This is a genomic window from Paenibacillus sp. P2(2022) (assembly GCF_029522175.1).
GTDB lineage: Bacteria > Bacillota > Bacilli > Paenibacillales > Paenibacillaceae > Paenibacillus > Paenibacillus polymyxa.
Window position 1 is genome coordinate 519551 of the sequence record NZ_JAKWFI010000002.1, and the last position, 19561, is coordinate 539111.

The 19561-nt window shown below is 45.4% G+C and carries 20 protein-coding genes; 11 read left to right on the plus strand and 9 right to left on the minus strand.

Annotated features, from left to right (window positions below; genetic code table 11):
- Window positions 1–92 precede the first annotated feature (92 nt).
- The 6 genes from MMB75_RS09675 to MMB75_RS09700 all read left to right on the plus strand — a co-directional run bounded on the left by MMB75_RS09675 (window position 93) and on the right by MMB75_RS09700 (window position 6663).
- Window positions 93–1463 (plus strand): CapA family protein, encoded by a 1371-nt coding sequence (locus tag MMB75_RS09675; RefSeq protein WP_045243905.1) that lies wholly within the window; start codon window positions 93–95, stop codon window positions 1461–1463.
- 81 nt (window positions 1464–1544) lie between these two features.
- On the plus strand, window positions 1545–2315 hold the full coding sequence (locus tag MMB75_RS09680) for a glycerophosphodiester phosphodiesterase (RefSeq protein WP_045243904.1): 771 nt from the start codon (window positions 1545–1547) through the stop codon (window positions 2313–2315).
- Between the two features lie 39 nt (window positions 2316–2354).
- Window positions 2355–2978: a fumarylacetoacetate hydrolase family protein gene (locus tag MMB75_RS09685; protein ID WP_019686900.1), complete on the plus strand. Its 624-nt coding sequence runs from the start codon at window positions 2355–2357 to the stop codon at window positions 2976–2978.
- A gap of 163 nt (window positions 2979–3141) precedes the next feature.
- Entirely contained in the window at window positions 3142–3948 is an 807-nt protein-coding gene (locus MMB75_RS09690; RefSeq protein ID WP_019686901.1) for a DUF92 domain-containing protein, read from the plus strand.
- 65 nt (window positions 3949–4013) lie between these two features.
- Window positions 4014–4592 (plus strand): TetR/AcrR family transcriptional regulator, encoded by a 579-nt coding sequence (locus MMB75_RS09695; RefSeq protein ID WP_045243903.1) that lies wholly within the window; start codon window positions 4014–4016, stop codon window positions 4590–4592.
- A 121-nt stretch (window positions 4593–4713) separates the two neighbouring features.
- A complete protein-coding gene (locus tag MMB75_RS09700) occupies window positions 4714–6663 on the plus strand; it encodes an ABC-F family ATP-binding cassette domain-containing protein (RefSeq protein WP_045243902.1) in 1950 nt (649 codons plus the stop codon).
- A gap of 89 nt (window positions 6664–6752) precedes the next feature.
- Here MMB75_RS09700 and MMB75_RS09705 read toward each other — a convergent pair whose 3' ends face one another.
- The 5 genes from MMB75_RS09705 to MMB75_RS09725 all read right to left on the minus strand — a co-directional run bounded on the left by MMB75_RS09705 (window position 6753) and on the right by MMB75_RS09725 (window position 10708).
- Window positions 6753–7790 carry a M42 family metallopeptidase gene (locus MMB75_RS09705; RefSeq protein ID WP_017425848.1) on the minus strand — a complete coding sequence of 346 codons (1038 nt, stop codon included), beginning with the start codon at window positions 7788–7790 and terminating at the stop codon, window positions 6753–6755.
- Window positions 7791–7803: 13 nt separating this feature from the next.
- A complete protein-coding gene (locus MMB75_RS09710; RefSeq protein ID WP_045243901.1) occupies window positions 7804–8226 on the minus strand; it encodes a LapA family protein in 423 nt (140 codons plus the stop codon).
- A gap of 56 nt (window positions 8227–8282) precedes the next feature.
- Window positions 8283–10079, minus strand: a complete 1797-nt coding sequence (gene pepF / locus MMB75_RS09715) for an oligoendopeptidase F (protein ID WP_017425846.1) — start codon at window positions 10077–10079, stop codon at window positions 8283–8285.
- Between the two features lie 199 nt (window positions 10080–10278).
- Window positions 10279–10467, minus strand: a complete 189-nt coding sequence (locus tag MMB75_RS09720) for a hypothetical protein (protein WP_016819720.1) — start codon at window positions 10465–10467, stop codon at window positions 10279–10281.
- A 7-nt stretch (window positions 10468–10474) separates the two neighbouring features.
- Complete coding sequence (locus MMB75_RS09725; protein WP_014599632.1) at window positions 10475–10708, minus strand: hypothetical protein; 234 nt, start codon at window positions 10706–10708, stop codon at window positions 10475–10477.
- Between the two features lie 173 nt (window positions 10709–10881).
- On the opposite strand from MMB75_RS09725, the gene MMB75_RS09730 reads away from it, so the two are divergent.
- From MMB75_RS09730 to MMB75_RS09750, 5 genes are all read left to right on the plus strand, one after another.
- Window positions 10882–11079 carry a cold shock domain-containing protein gene (locus MMB75_RS09730; protein ID WP_016819721.1) on the plus strand — a complete coding sequence of 66 codons (198 nt, stop codon included), beginning with the start codon at window positions 10882–10884 and terminating at the stop codon, window positions 11077–11079.
- 208 nt (window positions 11080–11287) lie between these two features.
- Window positions 11288–12703 carry an MATE family efflux transporter gene (locus MMB75_RS09735; RefSeq protein ID WP_045243900.1) on the plus strand — a complete coding sequence of 472 codons (1416 nt, stop codon included), beginning with the start codon at window positions 11288–11290 and terminating at the stop codon, window positions 12701–12703.
- A gap of 237 nt (window positions 12704–12940) precedes the next feature.
- On the plus strand, window positions 12941–14020 hold the full coding sequence (locus tag MMB75_RS09740; protein WP_016819723.1) for a tetraprenyl-beta-curcumene synthase family protein: 1080 nt from the start codon (window positions 12941–12943) through the stop codon (window positions 14018–14020).
- Between the two features lie 23 nt (window positions 14021–14043).
- Window positions 14044–15015: a 6-phosphofructokinase gene (gene pfkA, locus MMB75_RS09745; RefSeq protein ID WP_016819724.1), complete on the plus strand. Its 972-nt coding sequence runs from the start codon at window positions 14044–14046 to the stop codon at window positions 15013–15015.
- 116 nt (window positions 15016–15131) lie between these two features.
- A complete protein-coding gene (locus MMB75_RS09750; RefSeq protein WP_016819725.1) occupies window positions 15132–15341 on the plus strand; it encodes a DUF3906 family protein in 210 nt (69 codons plus the stop codon).
- On the opposite strand, the gene MMB75_RS09755 is transcribed toward MMB75_RS09750, so the two are convergent.
- From MMB75_RS09755 to MMB75_RS09770, 4 genes are all read right to left on the minus strand, one after another.
- The gene (locus MMB75_RS09755) at window positions 15338–16708 is read right to left on the minus strand and encodes an MATE family efflux transporter (protein WP_019686907.1); all 1371 of its coding nucleotides are present in this window, start codon (window positions 16706–16708) and stop codon (window positions 15338–15340) included. The genes MMB75_RS09750 and MMB75_RS09755 overlap by 4 nt on opposite strands.
- A 193-nt stretch (window positions 16709–16901) precedes the next feature.
- Entirely contained in the window at window positions 16902–18080 is a 1179-nt protein-coding gene (locus MMB75_RS09760; protein ID WP_044785497.1) for a putative glycoside hydrolase, read from the minus strand.
- Window positions 18081–18296: 216 nt separating this feature from the next.
- Complete coding sequence (locus tag MMB75_RS09765) at window positions 18297–18485, minus strand: hypothetical protein (protein WP_014599634.1); 189 nt, start codon at window positions 18483–18485, stop codon at window positions 18297–18299.
- Between the two features lie 172 nt (window positions 18486–18657).
- Window positions 18658–19479: a YitT family protein gene (locus MMB75_RS09770; RefSeq protein WP_016819728.1), complete on the minus strand. Its 822-nt coding sequence runs from the start codon at window positions 19477–19479 to the stop codon at window positions 18658–18660.
- Window positions 19480–19561: the final 82 nt, after the last annotated feature.

Sequence of the window (19561 nt, forward strand, 5' to 3'; positions counted from 1 at the left end):
TATATAGAAATTTGATATATAATGGAGAAGGTGTAAAATTCGCCAGCTAATAAGGAATTCATGCATATGTAGTAGCATAGAAGGAGTGAAGAATGTACCCTCCCAGGTCACAGAGAAATGAAGGTCGAAAGAAAGCGAGAAAACCAAAAATAGGCAAGGCTTGGATCATTACGAATCTAGTCTTGCTGCTAATGATCGTAGGTCTTTTCGGTTATTATTACATATTTGAACGCGATAGTAGTGATTCTCTTGCGGAAAACGCCCAGTATTCGCAAACTGAAAAGAACATCCCAACGGGGTCTGCTAATGATGATGAGTACCCTACTCCCTCAGGAAGTGAAGAAGTTAATGAAACGAAGGAATCTACCGTTCCAGACACAAGCAGTTCTCCCGTGACAACGCCCGACACCAATGCCTCCGAAGGCAACTCTTCAGGAGCAAAATCATCTTCGGAGAAAGACAGGCAAGCACAGGAGAATTCGCCAAAGAAGGATGCAAACAACGATGATGCCAATTCTCCAGCAGTTACACTTCACTTCATAGGGGATGTGCAGTTCTCTGGTAAAGTTGAGCAGAGGTTGGAGCAGAATGGGTTTGATTTTCCATACCAATATCTCGGGAGCTTGTTCCATAAAGACGATCTAACGATTGCCAATTTGGAAACACCGGTGACCACTAATGGCGTTGGTGCGTTAAATAAAACGTATGTGTATAAATCTTCGCCCAAGGCGCTAACTGCAATGGCAGCGGCAGGGATCGATGCTGTAAATTTGGCCAACAATCATATTTTGGATCAGGGGACAAGCGGATTACTGGATACACTGAACTATTTGGATGAAAAGGGTATAGCCCATGCTGGAGCTGGACGCAATGCCAAAGAAGCGTATGCGCCGCATTATTTTGAACGTAACGGGATTAAAATTGCGTTGTTGGGGGCTACACGTGTCATGCCTGAAGCCAACTGGAATGCAGGTGCCCAGCAGCCCGGTGTAGCGGGGGCTTATGATTCGACCGCGATCGTAAAGTCCATTCGTGAGGCACGAAATCAGGCTGATTTGGTGATTGTGGTTGCCCATTGGGGCAAGGAGCGAGCCACTGCACTTGAGCCCCATCAAACTGAGTTATCTCACGCTTTTATTGACGCTGGGGCTGATCTTGTCGTTGGCGGTCATCCTCATGTGCTACAAGGGATGGAGCAATATAAAGGCAAATGGATTGCATACAGCACAGGCAATTTTATTTTTTCTAAATCAACGGTGCCAGCCACCTGGGATACAGCGATATTTCAGGCCACCTGTACCCGGAACGGGGACTGTAAGATGAAGCTGACCCCTTACCGAGCGGACCTGGGTCAACCGATTCCATTGAAGGATGCGGAGGCCAGCAAAATTTTGCAGAAAGTAGCGGCACTGTCACCAAGCAATGTCTCGATAGGTGTGGATGGTACGGTAAGCGTTCAGTAGCAGTAAGAAAGAAATTGTTAATATGGACATGGACGGAACGATCGTATGAGCGACTCCTTTGTGAATGGAGGTCATAACGGGATGAATCATATGTGCGTGGCTCACCGCGGTTTCTCGGGGATTGCTCCCGAGAACACGATGGCAGCCTTTAAGCTTGCGCTGGAACAGCCTTTTGTGCACTGGATTGAACTGGATGTTCAGCTGTCAAAGGACGGTGTTCCGGTGGTCTTTCATGATTTTACGCTGGAGCGAACGACGAACGGTACGGGACGAGTAAAGGATGCAGACTGGAAAGACTTACAACGACTCGATGCAGGTAGCTGGAAAAATGCACAATATCATGGGGAACCTATTCCGTCCCTCGCCCAAGTGCTTGATTTGTGCCAGGGACGTGTATCGCTCAATATTGAGCTCAAAACTGCTGGTGATATGTATCCGGGACTAGAGAAAGCCGTCCTTCGTGAAATTATAATGAGGGGGATGGAGGGTGAGGTGGTTTTAACCTCTTTTGAGCGTGCGGCCTTGCGCCGAGCAAAAGAACTTGCACCTGAAATCCGTACTGGACTGATTATCGATGCCCGTCCAGACGATTTGGCAAAGCAATTAGAAAATTTACAATGTTCTTTTTTGTCTATTGGCTATCCACGGTTAGATCGAAAGCTCTTGAAAGATCTGATCGGGCGGGGGATTACGGTCATGGCATGGACGGTGGATGACCGGCGTATCATGCGGAGATTATCCTCATTACATCCTGAATTGATGATCTGTACCAACTGGCCGAATCGCTGGGAGCAGGTTTTTTTGCTTTCCAAGCCCCGGTTGTGGCACTATATACGTAAACTTATTCGTTAATCAATTGGACTACATACGCAGAAAGGGTGACGGATCGTAATGAATGTGGAAATTCGTAATGTTTATTGTGTCGGACGCAATTATAAGTTGCATGCGGAGGAACTGGGGAATGATGTTCCCTCAGAACCGATGATTTTCTTGAAACCATCTCATGCGGTTGTGCCATTGGATGGTGCTAAGCTGGAGCTTCCTCAGGGTAAGGGAGATATTCATTTTGAAACTGAACTGGTGGTGGCTGTAGGACGTAACTACGAACCAGGCATGACCGCAGATGCGTGTCTGAACGCTTTTGCGTTTGGCATTGATTTTACCCTGCGTGATGTACAAAGTACGCTCAAGAAAAAAGGTCATCCATGGACTGCTGCCAAAGGCTTTAAATCGTCTGCACCTGTGACACCGTTCTTGCCTTTAGAGAGCTTGGACATGCTGGAGCAGAAGGATTTTTCCTTGCTTAAAAATGGACAAGAGGTGCAGCGTGGGCATATCAAGGACATGATCTTTTCCATCCAGCACATCGTTGAATATATAGCGACTCAATATGGACTGGGTGAGGGTGACATTATTTTTACAGGCACTCCGGCGGGTGTAGGGCCTACAGCGAGCGGGGACCGCTTTGAGCTTTATTGGGGGAGTGACCGTCAGGGAAGCTTCATCATCGGCTAAATCTACAGACGGCATTAATGAAGATGATTTAAAAAGCCTTGTGAAGGCCGTGTCCTGTGCGAAAGCATGGGGCACGGCTTTTATATAAGCGTATAGCATTGTACAATGATATACAGAACTAAAAGCGAAAAACAGAGATTCATCTCAAATGCGGGGGTATATCATGGACTGGATCATCGGATTACTTTCCGCTGCTGTAGTGGCGGGGGCTGCATTTTATAAAAAATCCTTAACCTTATCCGGCTTTGCTGCGGCTGTACTGATGGGAACTGTGTATTATGGGGCGGGCAACCTGTTTTGGTTCGGCACATTGCTCTTATTTTTTATCACGTCCACTCTATTGTCGAAGTTCAAAAAGGAGCGCAAGGCTGAGCTCGAAAAGTCATATGCCAAAACCGGTAACCGGGATGCAGGACAAGTGTGGGCCAATGGGGGATTAGGCATGCTGCTATGTCTAGGTCATGCGATATGGCCTCATGTTGCTTGGCAACTGGCATTTGTCGGTGTTATGGCTACAGTCACAGCTGATACGTGGGCAACGGAATTTGGAAGCCTGAGTCGTAAGCCGCCTCGTTCGGTGCTTACCGGGAAGGTGCTGGCACCCGGAACCTCGGGAGGAGTATCTGTATTGGGAACGGCTGCGGCCTTGGCCGGTGGCATACTGATCGGTATAGGCGCATGGGGTTTTGGACACGTCGTTGGTATGCCGGAATTGCCAATATGGCTGTGGGCACTGATCGGAGGGTTATCTGGCAGTGCTGGAGCCTTCGCTGATTCCTATCTTGGTGCTACAGTGCAGTTGATGCGTTTCTGCCCAGTTTGCAAACGGGAAGTAGAGGTAGACTCGCATTGTGGGCAAACGACAGTCTATCTACGAGGCTGGCATTGGATGAGCAATGATCGGGTGAATAGCATCAGCTCTATTTTCGGAGGATTGGTCGCTCTTGCAGGTATCTTCTTTATGCTATGAGCCAGGCTGGAGATCGTTCTAGAGAATAACTGCGTGCTTCAATCATTGTTTCAGGAGGTGCAAAGATGGGGGATATGCACGGAGATAAATATGAAGCTATTTTGGACGCCGCTTACACTGTCTTCGGCACCAAAGGCTTTTATGAAAGCAAAATTTCCGAAATTGCAGAACAAGCGGGTGTTGCTAAAGGCACGGTATACTTGTACTTTAAAAGTAAAGAGCAGTTATTTACAGCAGTCACACGTAGAGATTGCGAACAATATCTATCCGAAATGCAAGGTGCATTGGTCAATCGTACTTTGGGAGAGGGACTGCTGCGGATGGCGAATTTGCATCTCCACTATTATTACAAACGCAAGCAGCATACTAAATTATTTTTTATGACTCCGAATAGTGACCCTGATCTTATGGAGTTTATGCGGGGATTTATTCAGGACTATACCGATCTGGTCAAAAATAAACTGGCGTCAGAGGGTGTGCCGAAGCCCGAATTTCATGCCAAGGCATTCATTGGTATGATGGAACGCCTAAAAATGGATATTTTGTTGAATCAAGATTTCCGTGCATGTGACGTGGATCAGACGGCTGCATTGGCAGCTAATTTATTTATGCATGGCTGTGAGGCCGGAGTACAAAAATTCTGACATGTGGTCTTTTAAAACCGTACTGGCTTTGTTCAGCTAACGGTTTTTTTAATCATTGGCTGTGTCTGTGTTAAAATAAACAAGATGCATCACAAAATTGGGGAAGAGTAGGGAATCTGTAATGAATATTATGACCGTTGAACATATAACCAAAAGCTACGGCGAGAAAATGTTGTTCGAGGATGTTTCCTTTGGTATGGATGAGCGCGACAAAATAGGGGTTGTTGGTGTAAATGGTACTGGAAAATCAACGTTTTTACGTGTAATTTCCGGCCTAGAGCCGCCAGATGACGGTAATATTGCAGTGAACAACGATGTGCGAATTCAGTATCTGGCACAAAATCCGGAGTTTGATCCTGAAATGAAGGTACTCCAGCATATTTTTCATGGCAACCAGCCTGAAATGAAAGCAGTGCGTGAATATACAGAAACGATGGAATTACTGGAATTGAATCCGGGTAGCGAGGAGCTCCAAAACCGCCTGCTGCGAGCAAGTCAGCAAATGGATACGTTCCAAGCATGGCAGCTGGAGAGCGAGGCCAAAAATATACTTACCCGACTGGGAATCACTCAGTTTGAGTCTCGTATGGGCGTTCTCTCTGGTGGTCAGCGTAAACGGGTTGCTTTGGCTGCGGCTTTGATCCAACCTTGTGAGCTGCTCATTTTGGACGAGCCTACCAACCATATTGATAATGATTCCGTTGCGTGGTTGGAGCAATATTTGCAAAAGAGACGTGGTGCGTTGTTAATGATCACGCATGATCGCTATTTTCTGGATAGAGTTGCTAATGTCATGTTAGAGCTGGATCATGGTCGCCTTTTCCGTTATGAGGCTAACTATACCCGTTTTCTGGAGCTGAAGGCAGAACGCGAGGAGCGGGAAGCATCTTCGGAACAAAAAAGGAAGAACCTGCTGCGTAATGAGCTGGCCTGGATTCGTCGAGGAGCAAAGGCACGTTCGACCAAGCAGAAAGCGCGTATTGACCGATATGAGCAGCTTAGGGATCAGCAACCGGAAGCTCGTTCTGGATCTGTAGATATGTCCGTGGCCTCCACACGTCTGGGTAAAAAGATATTGGAGATCGAGCATTTGTCCAAATCGGTAGATTCCCGTAAGCTGATTCAGGATTTGAGTTACATTGCGGTTCCTGGTGATCGTGTGGGCATCCTAGGACCTAACGGTAGTGGAAAATCCACTCTGCTCCAAATGATTGCCCAGCGTGTAGAACCAGATTCCGGCAGTGTTGTATTGGGACCAACTGTGAAGCTCGGTTATTTTACTCAAGAACATCAGGAAATGGACGAATCCTTGCGTGTCATTGAATATATTAAGGAAGAAGCGGAAGTGATTCGTACGGCAGATGGTTCGACGATTACAGCTGCGCAGATGCTGGAGCGTTTTCTGTTTGCACCAAGTGCGCAATGGACGGTTATTTCTCGTTTGTCCGGGGGCGAAAAACGTCGCTTGTATCTGCTGCGTGTCCTTATGTCCGCACCAAATGTACTATTGCTGGATGAACCGACAAATGATCTCGATATTCAGACTCTTTCCGTTTTGGAAGACTATCTGGATGAATTCCCAGGCGTAGTTTTTATCGTTTCCCATGATCGTTATTTCCTGGATCGGACCGTGGACAAAATACTGGCATTCGAAGGGAATGGACAGGTACGTGTACATGTAGGCGACTATAGCGAGTATGCAGAATGGATCAGTAAAAATGCACAGCATTTTGCGAATACGTCTGTCTCGCCGGGTACAGCTTCCTCGAATCGGTCTTCTGCACCTAAGTCTGCGGGTCCTTCCGAATCAGTCAATGGGGCAAATAAACCCAAGCTTAAATTTACCTTTAAGGAACAGCGGGAATATGAGCAGATTGATGAGCTGATTGAACAAGCCGAACAGAAATTGGCCGACATTCAGCGACAGATGGAGGAATCTTTCAGCGATTCGGCACGGTTGCAGGAGCTGATGGCTGAGCAAGCGAAGGCTGAACAGCATCTAGAGTACCAAATGGAACGTTGGACCTATTTGAATGAGCTAGCCGAGCAAATTGAACAAAGTAAATCTTAAAAATAAAAGCAAGTCTCCATTTAGATGGAGGCTTGCTTTTTTGTAGAAGTAAAAGTATGTGCACCTGTTTTCCATGCAGCATAAAATGGTTAGGCTGTTACATAAGCCGCAAGCAGACGGGCAGTGTTTAATACGGCCTGCTTATGCGTGCGCTCCATTGCGTGAGAGGCGTGTACGCCAGGTCCGATCAGTGCGGCACGAATGTTATTGCCTGCTTTAAGCGCAGCCGAAGCGTCTGAACCATAGTGCGGATAAATATCTACCGCATACGGAATATTCAACTCCTTGGCCAGCTCAATCAGACGGGTCGTCATGTTATAGTCGTAAGGGCCTGAGGAGTCTTTGGCACAGATGGAAACGTCCGTTTCCTTGCAGCTCAGATCTTCACCTATGCAGCCCATGTCGACAGCAATCATCTCACTGATTCCTTCAGGTATGTAGGCCGCTCCGTGCCCCACTTCCTCATAGTTGGAAATGAGCAATTTAACAGTATGTCGAGGCTTCCAGCCTCCATGTACAGATGATTCTAATAAACCAAACAGTGCCGCTACGCTGGCTTTATCATCCAAGTGCCGCGACTTGATAAAGCCACTGGGCGTTACGACTGGGCGCGCTTCGAACGAAATAAAATCACCCACCGAAATACCGAGCTGAAGCACGTCTTCTTTCGACTCGACAAGCTCGTCAATCCGTACCTCCATATGGCTCTCCTTGCGCTCAAAGCTTCGTGCATCATCATAGACGTGCACGGATGGGTGGCTGGACAGAATAGTGCCCGTATACGTTTGTCCGCTTCTGGTATGAATAAGGCAGTATTCGTTCTCAATGCTGTTCATCATGAAGCCACCCACAGATGTCAGGCGTAGGGTACCTTGCGCTGTAATCGAACGAACCATCGCCCCCAATGTATCCACATGCGCGCTAAGCGCCACTGTATGGTCCGTTTCTTCACCTTCCAGAGTCAGGATAGCACCACCTTTTGCATTCCATTCGATGGGTACCCCTAGCTTTTCGGCTTCCTTACGAATCAGCTCCATCACATGATGTGTATATCCGCTAGGACTGGGCGTGTTCAAAAGCTGATTTAAAAAGCTCATGATATAGTTTTCATTGAATTGAATTGTCATTTGTTGCTCCTCCTCATTTGGACAACCGATCAGGGTTAGAGGACGGTTGCTCTATACCTGGGTCGGATGTAGACACCGTGCTGGAAGAACCAGTCGTGTCATTGGACACATTCGCGTATGCTTCCACTGCCGATGTGTGCTCTTCTTGTAGTGTATGAAGCTGATTAGTCAGACGCTTGATCTCTCTCTGAAGTTTATATTGACGGAAGATTCCGAAAGAACCGACAATAAGTCCACCTAAAAGAGTGCAACCGAGAATAAGCAGAATCAAAGGAATGCTGACCCTGCTAAACAGAAGGTTCACTTGAACCGAATTGACATTAATGACAGCAAAAACAGCTGTTAACAAAGCAATAACAAGTGCTGCAATCAAAGACCATTGTGTTTTCAAAATGCCACCTCCTCCCGTTACATTATAAAATCCCTTGTCCTCCATGGACAAGGGATTTATCCGTGCATCTTTTTAATGCGGGATTCGAAGTGTGCACGGTTTTACTTTCCTTCAGTTAGCTTTTCCATTTCCGTAATGACTTCTTCAAATACGCTCATGGCTTCGCGAATCGGCTGCGGAGAGGACATGTCAACGCCAGCTTTCTTCAAAATATTGATTGAATAATCACTGCCACCGCTCTTTAGGAAGCCTAAGTAACGGTCAACGGCTGGCTGGCCTTCTTCCAGAATCTGTTTCGAAAAACTGGTTGCTGCCGAGAAGCCGGTAGCATATTTGTAGACATAGAAGCTGTTATAGAAATGAGGGATTCGTGCCCATTCCATTTCTATGTCTTTGTCTACCTTCATGCCAGGTCCGTGATATTTCACATTCAAATCATAGTAAATCTCCGACAAAAGCTGCGGTGTAAGGGATTCTCCCTGTTCAGCACGCTCATGTACAATCTTCTCAAATTCCGCAAACATCGTTTGACGGAATACTGTTGTACGGAATTGGTCCGCATAGTAGGTGAGAAGGTACATTTTCTCTTTTGGATCGGTAGACTTGTTCAACAAATAATCCATCAGCAAGGCTTCATTAGTAGTGGAAGCCACTTCAGCCAGGAAAATGGTATACTGTGCATCCCGGTACTTCAATGCGTTGTCTGAATAGTACGAATGCAGCGCATGCCCCATTTCATGCGCAAGCGTGAACATGCTGTTCAGGTTATCTTTATGGTTCAGAAGCACATAAGGGTGGGTGCCATAAGCTCCCCAGCTATAGGCGCCTGTACGTTTATTTTCATTTTCGTATACGTCAATCCAGCGCTCATCATAGCCTTTTTGCAATGAAGCCAGATAGTCCTCGCCCAGAGGCTTAAGGCCTTCTTTGGTTTGCTTTTTGGCGTCTTCATACGTAATGTCCATCTTGTATTCGTCCACAAGCGGAGCGAATAAATCATACATATGAAGCTCATCCACACCTAACAGCTTCTTACGCAGCTTGATATAACGGTGAAGCAGGGGCAAGCTTTCATGAATCGTATCAATAAGATTCGTATACACTTCTTTCGGAATATTATCACCGTATAGTGACATTTCCAGTACGGAAGGGTATTTGCGAACACGAGAATAAAAAATATTTTTGTTCACATTAGCACTCAATGTAGAGGCAATCGTATTTTTATTTTTGGCATATGTGTCATATACCGCTTTAAAAGCACGTTCACGTACTTCACGGTGTGGACTTTCGAGAAATTGAATGTAGCTGCCATGAGTCAGCTCGACCTCTTTGCCATGCTCATCCTTGATTTTCGGAAACTTCAGATCCGCGTTGTTAAGCATCCCAAAAATTGTTTGCGGGGCTTGAGCCAGATTGCCAACTTGAGCGAGCAGTGCTTCTTCTGTTTTGCCTAAAATATGCGCTTTTTCCCGCTTCATTTCTTGAAGTGTAAACTTATAATCCGAAAGCTTCGGATCTTCAATGAAGGCATCAAGCTGATGATCGGGCAGCGCCAAAATTTCAGGTGTCACGAATGAAAGAGACTCGCTGACTTCCACGCCTAGTTTTTTAGCTTTTTGCGAAAGACCCTGATATGTAGGTTCAGCCGTATCTTCATCATGGTGAAGATGGGCATACACATATACACGCTCGGTTTTAAGTGACAGCTCATCTTCGAGTTTGAAGCAGTTGCCAATCGCTTCGGCTGAATTGAGCTTGCCTTGGAATTGAGCAGCCTTTTTGGCCAATTGTTTGACTTCTTCGTATTCTTGATCCCATGCCTTGCGGTTGGGGAACAGGTCTTCCAGTTTCCATGTATTTTCCACTGGCGCATCAGCGCGTTTTACAATTTCACTCATGGAGAGCCTCCTCTGATCGAACGTAATGTGGGATAGGGCTGCGGCGGTAAGGGACGGATGCCAAAACGAAGAAACCGCCACGCTTACCGTAAGCAGCAGGGCAAGAGGTTTTACAGGATGCATGTAACGGCATATCCTCCTTATACCATGGCTTGTTATGCCATAGTATGACCTTTTGCCCCTGAAAGTATAATTTTCCTTACTGTGGGTTGGAACCTATATTTAATAAGCTGTATACAATAAGATAAAAGGCAAGGCAAATCATGATTACGGCAGTGAGGGCCATCCACTTTTTGAGAGGAGTCGGTATCGTTTCACGCTTCATGATCAGCACTCCGCCCAGCGTGAAGGCCAGAATAATGAAGATGAGATAGCTGTTGGACACCATGAATAGGCTACACCTGTTTGAAAGCGTTCATGATCCGCTGCCACTCTTCCTCATTATCTTGAAAGGACTGCTTGGGGAAACGATTTTCAGCCCAATGCATCAGCGCCGGACGGCTCAAAAACGTGTGAGCTTCCTCGCCCCAATCATCAGATATTTCCCGCAGAACGATGTAACGGCCCTGCACCTCGACAGTCATCATATTCCACTTGTCTTTTTTGTATATTTCGTGTTTTTTCATCATATGCATGTCTCCGATTTTATAGATGTTTTGGTTCATGATACCGCAGTTTCTGCCGCAAAAGCAAATCATTCCAGACCGTAAAACCCGGAAAAACACCAATTGCAATGTGAAAAAGCATGAAGTATAATATGGATATTCGCCATAGATGGCGGTATTTTTAGGAGGTTGTTCACTTGAAAGGTACAGTTAAATGGTTTAACGCAGAAAAAGGTTATGGCTTCATCCAAGTGGATGGTGGCGAGGATGTATTTGTACATTTCTCCGCAATCCAAGGCGACGGTTTTAAAACTTTGGAAGAAGGTCAAGATGTTGAATTCGAAATTACTGAAGGCAACCGTGGACCACAAGCAGCTAACGTAATCAAACTGTAAGTGTAACTGAATTGTAAGAAATGTTCCGTTTTTACGGATGTCTTATATATTACGGTTAAACGATGAATTGAGAGCGCAGTTCCTTACATTTAAGGAGCTGCGCTTTTTTGCATAAAAACGTTTATGATATGAGAAGGTTGGGCCGGAATAGGGTATTATACGTAATAAAACTAAGCGTGAGTTATCTTAAGTTGAGGGAGCTGAGAAAATGAGTGCAGCAGAGGCTAATCGTAATCCTTCCCTGATTGAAGGCCCTATTGCCAAAACACTATTTATGTTCTCTTTGCCGATGCTGTTCGGAAACATTTTGCAATCCTTGAATGGAACGATTAATTCAATCTGGGTTGGGAAGTTTCTGGGAGAAGCCGCATTGACTGCCGCTTCGAATGGAAATATTATAATGTTCTTTCTGATCAGCTCGATTTTTGGAGTCACCATGGCGGCCACTATTCTGATTGGACAACATATCGGAGCGGGTGACATAGCAGAAACGAAGCGTGTAGTAGGTACAAGCGCTGTCTTTTTCCTGGTGCTTGCTTTTGCTATAGGTATTATTGGGTTTTTGGGCTCACCTTGGATTCTTCATGTACTCAATACGCCTGCCGAATCAGTCGATATGGCGATCACCTATACGCGCATTATTTTCGCGGGTATGCCCTTTTTGTACGGCTATAACTACATCATGACCGTAATGAGAGGGGCTGGAGATTCCAAAACACCATTTTATTTTCTGCTCGTTTCCGTCGTACTGGATGTTTTACTCAACCCACTACTCATATTCGGATGGGGGCCGATCCCTGCTATGGGCATCGGAGGCTCCGCCACAGCTACCCTGATTGCTCAAGGGATCAGCTTTGTATTGATTCTCATTTACCTATATCGTGTAAAATACTTTCTGCGCATTACATCTTCAGAGCTTCACTTACTTCAATTTGATTGGAAGATTATTTGGACTCTTATTCGTAAAGGAGTCCCGATGGGACTGCAGATGATTGCTGTCTCCACCAGTGCGATTGCTTTAATGAACCTGATCAACGGCTACGGGACAGTCGCAGCGGCAGCCTATACAGCAGCTAACAATTTGTCCAGCTATGTGCAGATGCCGGCCATGGCATTAGGTGCAGCCGTATCTTCCTTCGCCGCTCAAAATATCGGAGCCGGACGCTGGGATCGAGTGCGCAGGACAACCTGGATTGGGATTGTGTATAATTTTGTATTGACTGGTGGGGCTGTAATATTCATTTACGTATTTAACCGTCAAGCCTTACTGATGTTTCTTCCTTCTACGGTAGGGGCATTGGAACTGGGTATGCAGATTAATCTGATCACCTTGTGGTCTTTTGTTATATTCGGTATTACCAATGTCATTACAGGGGTTGTTCGATCTACGGGCTCTGTAATGGTGCCGCTGTTCATTACCATTATTTCATTATGGGGCATTCGTATACCTTTGGCCTATGCATTTGTCGATGAGTATGGGCTGGATGCTGTATGGTGGAGCTTTCCTATTGGTTTTACGATCTCCGCCGTAGCAGTTATTTTCTATTACGTTTTCGGAAAATGGAAGCAGGCTAGCATGGGAGAGGGAAACCAAGGCATGAAGCTGGCCGAGGACAAGGGATAGATAGGACAATTCTACTATTTGCGATTAAAGTTTTATAAGGGTGGATCTAGTTTGACTGTTATTTTTGGCTAATTCAGTGGCACGGCTACAAAGCGTTTTTGTGAGAAGAGCTCATTTTTCTTGAATAGTAAAGAAAAAAGTGAGGTTGTTCATTTGTGCTAAAAGGTCGATCATATTATAATGAATATGGTTTGGATAGGTATAATTACGTAGACAACAATGTGGAGGCACCGTCATTTGAGTTATGTTGAGCAAGGACGTTATCAAGTACCGAGAGGCCCCATAGGTCTAATGAGCCGAATGTACAAGCACATTCTCCCTGAAACGAAACAAGAATTGAGTAACTGGAAGAGCAAGGCCGAACAAATTCCGGACCCTGAGCTGAGAAGTCAGGCGCTTGCGAGCATAGCAGAGAAGACGTTTCACTGCGTGGGGGGAGCGGTTTATGCTGCAGCCAATATGTCTGACCGGCAGACGCTAATTCCACTGATTGTGGCGTACCAGACGATTAGCGATTATCTGGACAACCTGTGTGATCGCAGTACGTCGATGGACCCGGATGATTTCAGGTTGTTGCATCAGTCGATGCTGGATGCGGTTAATCCGACGGCTAGGCCAGTGAATTATTATGAGTTGCGTCGTGAGCAGGAGGATGGCGGTTATTTGACCGGGCTGGTGACAACCTGTCAGTCTTGTGTAAGCAGGCTTCCGGGCTATGAGGCGGCAATGCCTTACGTTCAGGATTTGGCGCGATTATACACGGATTTGCAAGTATACAAGCATATTAAACCCGAGCTGCGGGAACAAGCGCTTTTGGACTGGTGGTCGATTCATAAAGACCGTACACCCGAGCTGCGCTGGAACGAGTTTGCTGCGGCTACTGGCTCAACCCTGGGGGTCTTTATGCTGTTTCTTGCTGCCAGCGACCGGCATCTCACAGATGCGGGGGCTGCCTCAATACATGCATCGTATTTTCCACATGTGTGCAGTCTTCATATTTTGCTGGATTATCTAATCGATCAAGACGAAGACCGGAAGGGCGGAGATCTTAACTTTTGCAATTATTATGAAGATACCGACATGATGCTGGACCGGATCGCCTACGTTGTGAATCGGGCGCGGGCTGATATTGCAGATGTCCCTGCCAGCTCCTTTCACCGGATGATTATCGAGGGATTGCTGGCTTTATATTTATCCGACCCCAAAGTTAGTGAGCAGCAGGATGTTCGCGCTGTTTCGAGACGTTTAATGAAAAATAGTCCGCTCATGCGTTTGTTTTTCTTATTAAACAGTCGATGGATAAGAAGGCTTATATGATTATTTTGAGGAGGTCATAAATCATGACAGCAGTTAAGAAAATTGCAGTATTAACAAGTGGTGGAGATTCACAAGGGATGAACGCGGCAGTTCGCGCCGTCGTGCGTAGCGGATTGTATTTTGGACTGGAAGTATTCGGAATTCAACGTGGATATCAAGGCCTTTTGAACGATGATATTTTTCCAATGGACCTGAGAAGCGTCGGAGATATTATCCAACGTGGGGGTACTGTACTTCAATCTGCAAGATGTCTGGAATTTACGACTGAAGAAGGTCAGAAGCGTGGCGCTGAAATTTTGCGTAATCGTGGAATTGACGGCGTAGTCGTCATCGGTGGCGACGGTTCTTATCAAGGGGCTAACAAGCTGACCAAGCAAGGCATTAAAACCATGTGTCTTCCAGGAACAATTGACAATGATATTTCCTTCACAGACTACACCATTGGTTTTGATACGGCGGTAAGTATTGTAGTGGACGCAATCAACAAGCTGCGTGATACGATGTCTTCCCATGAACGTTCTTCCATCGTGGAAGTTATGGGACGCCATTGTGGAGATATTGCTCTCCATGCGGGTCTGGCTTCCGGTGCAGAAACGATCTTGGTACCTGAGGTAGAATTTGACCTGAATGAAGTATCCGATCGGATGAAACAAAACTTCAAACATGGCAAACGCCACAGTATCATTATCGTTGCTGAGGGTGTAGGCAAAGGCGAAACAGTAGCCAAAGTAATCCAAGAAAACTGTCCGGATTATGAGCCTCGTGTTACAGTGCTTGGACACATTCAACGTGGAGGTACACCAACCGCGTTTGACCGCAACCTGGCAAGCCGTTTGGGTGACTTTGCTGTTCGTCAATTGATTGAGGGTGTATCTGACAAAGCTTGCGGAACGATCGACGGTAAGCTGGTAGCTACAGATATTGGCAAGGTTGTAAGCACCAAAAAAGATTTCAACATGGAGCTTTATGAGTTGGCTCTGCGTTTGTCCCAATAATAAGAACCTTTACGTTTAGTAGATGGGCTCTGATATGGGGAAAATTAAAATTATGCGGATGACCTGAGTCATCCGCTATTTTTTTAGCTTTGAATAGGAAAAGGAGGTAATCATGCATGTATTTATTCAAAATGGAAGTGGACAGTTCCGAAGGAGCTCTGACTGTCATTCTTGCTGCTGAGAATGAAGAACAGGCATTTAAGGAAATGGATCAACATGTGGAGAGACACTTTTTATATCCCCCCGAGTTAAAGGAAGTGGCTATCGTAGAGAAGAAACGAATTACTGCTGGTGTAGCATATGTAATCGAAACACGCAAAGACTAAGTAGCCTTTGCGTGTTGTTTTTGTTCAGCAAAACGATGTTGCACTCTTACCAAACGCCAGAGAAGTAAAATGGCGCCTACGGCCAGACCTGTAATCAAGCCAATCCAGTAGCCGTAAGGTCCCCACGTGGTCCAGCGTGCGAGTATATACCCTACAGGAAGCCCAATTACCCAATAGGACAGGAATGTGAGTAAAAAGGCCGGATTGACATCTTTATACCCGCGTAGCGCTCCTTGTGTTGGTGTAGCGACAGCATCAGAGATCTGAAAGAAAATCGCATAGATTAAAAAGTGCTGGGCCAATTGAATGACCTGCAGGTCAGTAGAGTAAAGTCGAGCGACCTGTTCACCCCAGATAAGCAGTATAATAGCTGTAATCAATGATAGGCCTACTGCGCTGCTAATGCCCATTACGCTATACGTTTTGGCATCTCGTGGACGGGAAGCTCCTGTTTCAAATCCGACCAAAATCGTAAGTGCCATGCAAATACTGAGTGGAATCATATACAGCGTAGATGCAAAGTTCATGGCTGCCTGATGAGCGGCTATGGTAGCTGTGTTATAGCTGCTCATGAAGAGCGTGACAGCTGAAAAGACGGCAGTCTCAAAAAATATAGCAAATCCAATAGGTACCCCGATTTTGATAAGCTCTTTTAAAGCACTGGCCGCAATCCCGTATATTTTGCTAAAGATTCGGTATTCGGCAAATATTTTTCCCCGATGCGCAGTAATACCAGCGACCAGCATAATAATCCAGTAGGTGGTAGCCGTTGCTACCCCGGAGCCTACACCCCCCAAACGGGGAAAACCCCAGTTACCATAAATAAGTAGATAGTTCAATAAAACATTGATGGGCAATGACATGAGCGTGATCAACATCGTAAAACGGGTCTGTCCTAATGCATCCATAAAGCTTCGGAGCACAGTGTAGGCAAATAGAGGGACAACACCAAAGGCCATCGCACAAAGATAGTACAGAGCCACATTATGAACTCTCAATTCCAGATTCATACCGTTTAATATAGGCTTTACCAAAATGATGCCAGCAATTAAAACGACGATGGATAGGACGAGAGACAGCCAAAGAGCCTGAATGACATAGTAGGAGACTTTATCTTTGCGTTGTGCACCCACCAATTGGGATACAATGGGGGTAATAGCCATAAGTATGCCATTAAGGCCTGTTTGTACAGGGACCCATAGGCTTACTCCGATAGCTACTCCAGCTAGATCGGCAGGGGAAAAGTGTCCCGACATATTCGTGTCGAAAAAAGTCATGGCAGAGAGTGCAAGCTGGGTAATCAGAATAGGGAGCAAAATGTAAAAAAGCTGCTTCCATTTCTGTCCCATGGTTAGAGTCAATTGCATTTTTGTTATCCTCATTTACTAGGGTTTGATTATTTGTACATATCATAACATGTAAATTTTATTGTAAGGGATACTGCAACAATTGAACAGCAATAAAAAAGACTGCATCCGTTCGTCAAACAACGGGGCAGTCTTCGATAATAAAGATATAAGTTCTAAAATTCGTATAAAAAAAGAGGAGTCAGAAGGATAGTTATTTGTAGGTTACTCCGCTTGTATAGCGGTTAGTGGCATTCCAGAGTAAATATTCGTCCACCTTCATGTCCTTAAGCGCGCGAATTTGGTCCTCGACTTGTGTTTTCCCATATTTGGCATAATGTCCGCTTCCTAACCAACTTGCGGTAAAATCCTGAATCCACGGACGAATAATTGGCTTTAGCTTGCCTGTAGGATCGAGTTTTTTGTGTGTATCGGCCATGGAGCCTTTGATCGTCTGGTAGGGGTTCTTATCTGGGTCCTTTACACCAAACCAGCCTGTTGTATAGTGACTTGGATAAACCATCGGTGAAATGACATCCACATTTTCAGAAATTTTAGTGAAATCCTGTCCGATACCCTCGGCAGCAGGAACGGATGCGGCATATCCGAAAATATCTACCGATACCCTCACACCTAGTGGAGCAAGCTCTTTACGGGCATATTGTACGAATTCAGCGACAGTATCCGAGCGGGATTGATCGGATTTGGTATATTTTAGTTTGTTTGCTCTTTTTTCAAAACCTTCAGGGAAACGTACATAGTCAAATTGGATTTCCTTAAACCCGAGTTTTGCTGCTTCCTTGGCAATGGCGATATTATAATCCCATACTTCTTTATTATAGGGATTGACGAACCCATCTCCCTTGCCGTTTTTCCAAACAGAGCCGTCAGCATTGCGGAAGGACATCTCAGGATTTTTGTTGGCCAATACCGTATCCTTAAATACAACAATACGAGCAATCGGATAGACATTATGTTTTTTCAAACGGTCCATCAAACCGGAAATATCTTTAATGAATTTTTGCGGCTTGCCCAATTTCAGAAGCTCGGGGTTGGTCGTTGGATAAGTGATGTAACCTGCATCGTCCTTAATATCGATAACCATGGAATTGAGCTCTGTCTTGTCCAGTAATTCGAGTAGCTGAGTTATACGTGAACCGCCTGCGCTATAGGCTGTGACATAGATACCTTTAATAGCTGGCGTGGTCGGCTGTGGGTCAATTTTAACCGGCGGATTGGAGGCATCTACCTTTGTATTACTGTGTTGTGCCTGGATCATGGCACTGCTGATTGTCGTTGCCACCGTATCTTTTACATTTGGAGCGTTGGCTGACTGGCCCCCGTTTCCGCCTATTCCCATTGCCAATAGCATAATTGCCCAAATCATATTCATTTCCTAACTCTCTCCCTTATGTATGGCGCTTACCTGATTATACGTAAAGTTATGGATCAAAAAACAACACGCTTGTAACCAATACTGGTATCATCAGGCATAGTCTTACATGATTAACCTAACTATCGTTCGATGAATCCGTAAATAGGCATAAATAATGCCGCTCTCTTCACGGTTGTGGATGCAACCGGAAGAAGCGGCACTTGGCAAAAAAATTTATTGAAGATAGTTATTGTCTTGGTGCTCACAAATACTGTACTGAATAATTTCAAGCGCATCCGTTGGCTTGAGTATGGACAACCCGTCTCGAAGCACAATCATCGAGTTTAGCTCATTCTTTTTGAGAGAAGGGAGCATTTCCGGGTACCATCTTAAGACAATGTCGGACAGTTTTACCGTTTCCATTTCCACAAAAATCACCCTTTCCTGCTCGGAATCATTCCAAAAGAATCATTCAATACGATTCGGAAAAGCAAAGTGCCTGTGAAATAGCAGGTAAAGCTGGTCTTTATATACTATGGGAACAGCGCACATATAGTGTACCACAAAAACAGTATTTTGACACTTGGGTTTGTGCTTATCTTCGGCGGAATGAACCCATTACTCCAACCGTTTCCACAATATTGACAAAAGCAGAAGGGTCTACTTCCTTAATGATGCGTTTTAATTCAACAAGCTCGTAGCGTGTCGTAACAGTCATCAGCATGTCCTTTTCGGTATGTGAAAATGCACCTTCAATTTTTATTTTGCTGACACCTCGTGGCGTGGTCAACATTCGGCTGAGTAACTGGTCAGTATGCTCTGTAATGATGTAGACGGTGATCTTCGTATGACTTACATAGATTTGATCCAACACTTTACCAGTCACAAAAATGGATAACATAGAAGCCAGTGCAATATTCCAATCATCGTTCAAATATCCTGCTGCGAGAATGACCAGTCCATTCATGCCCACAAGTACAGTTCCGACGGGGAAGTCACGATATGTGGTAACGATGGAGCCGATAATGTCAAAACCGCCCGTAGACCCTCCTACCCGAAAGGAAATACCCGCCCCAACGCCGACCATTACCCCACCAAAGACAGAGGCCAGCAGGGGATCAGACACAACAGATTGTACGGGTACCCAGGCCAAAATCCACGTGGTAACGATAACCGATAGAATGCTCAGACTAATAAAACGCTTGCCTAAAATAAACCAGCCTGCAATAAGCATCGGGATATTGATGATAAAATACATGGTGCTGATATCGAATTTTGTGAAATAGCCAATTAGCATGGAAAGTCCGGCTACTCCCCCGCTCAGTAAGTGATGTGGGACGAGAAACAGATTAAAACCGCATGCTATGGCAGCGGCTCCAAGAATAACAGTTAAGCAGTTTAACACTATTTTTAACAACTTTTTTTCACCTCATTTTAATTATACAGAAAGCAACTTACTGGTATTCATGAATTGTTCTGTGCTATAATGCGATGTGGAT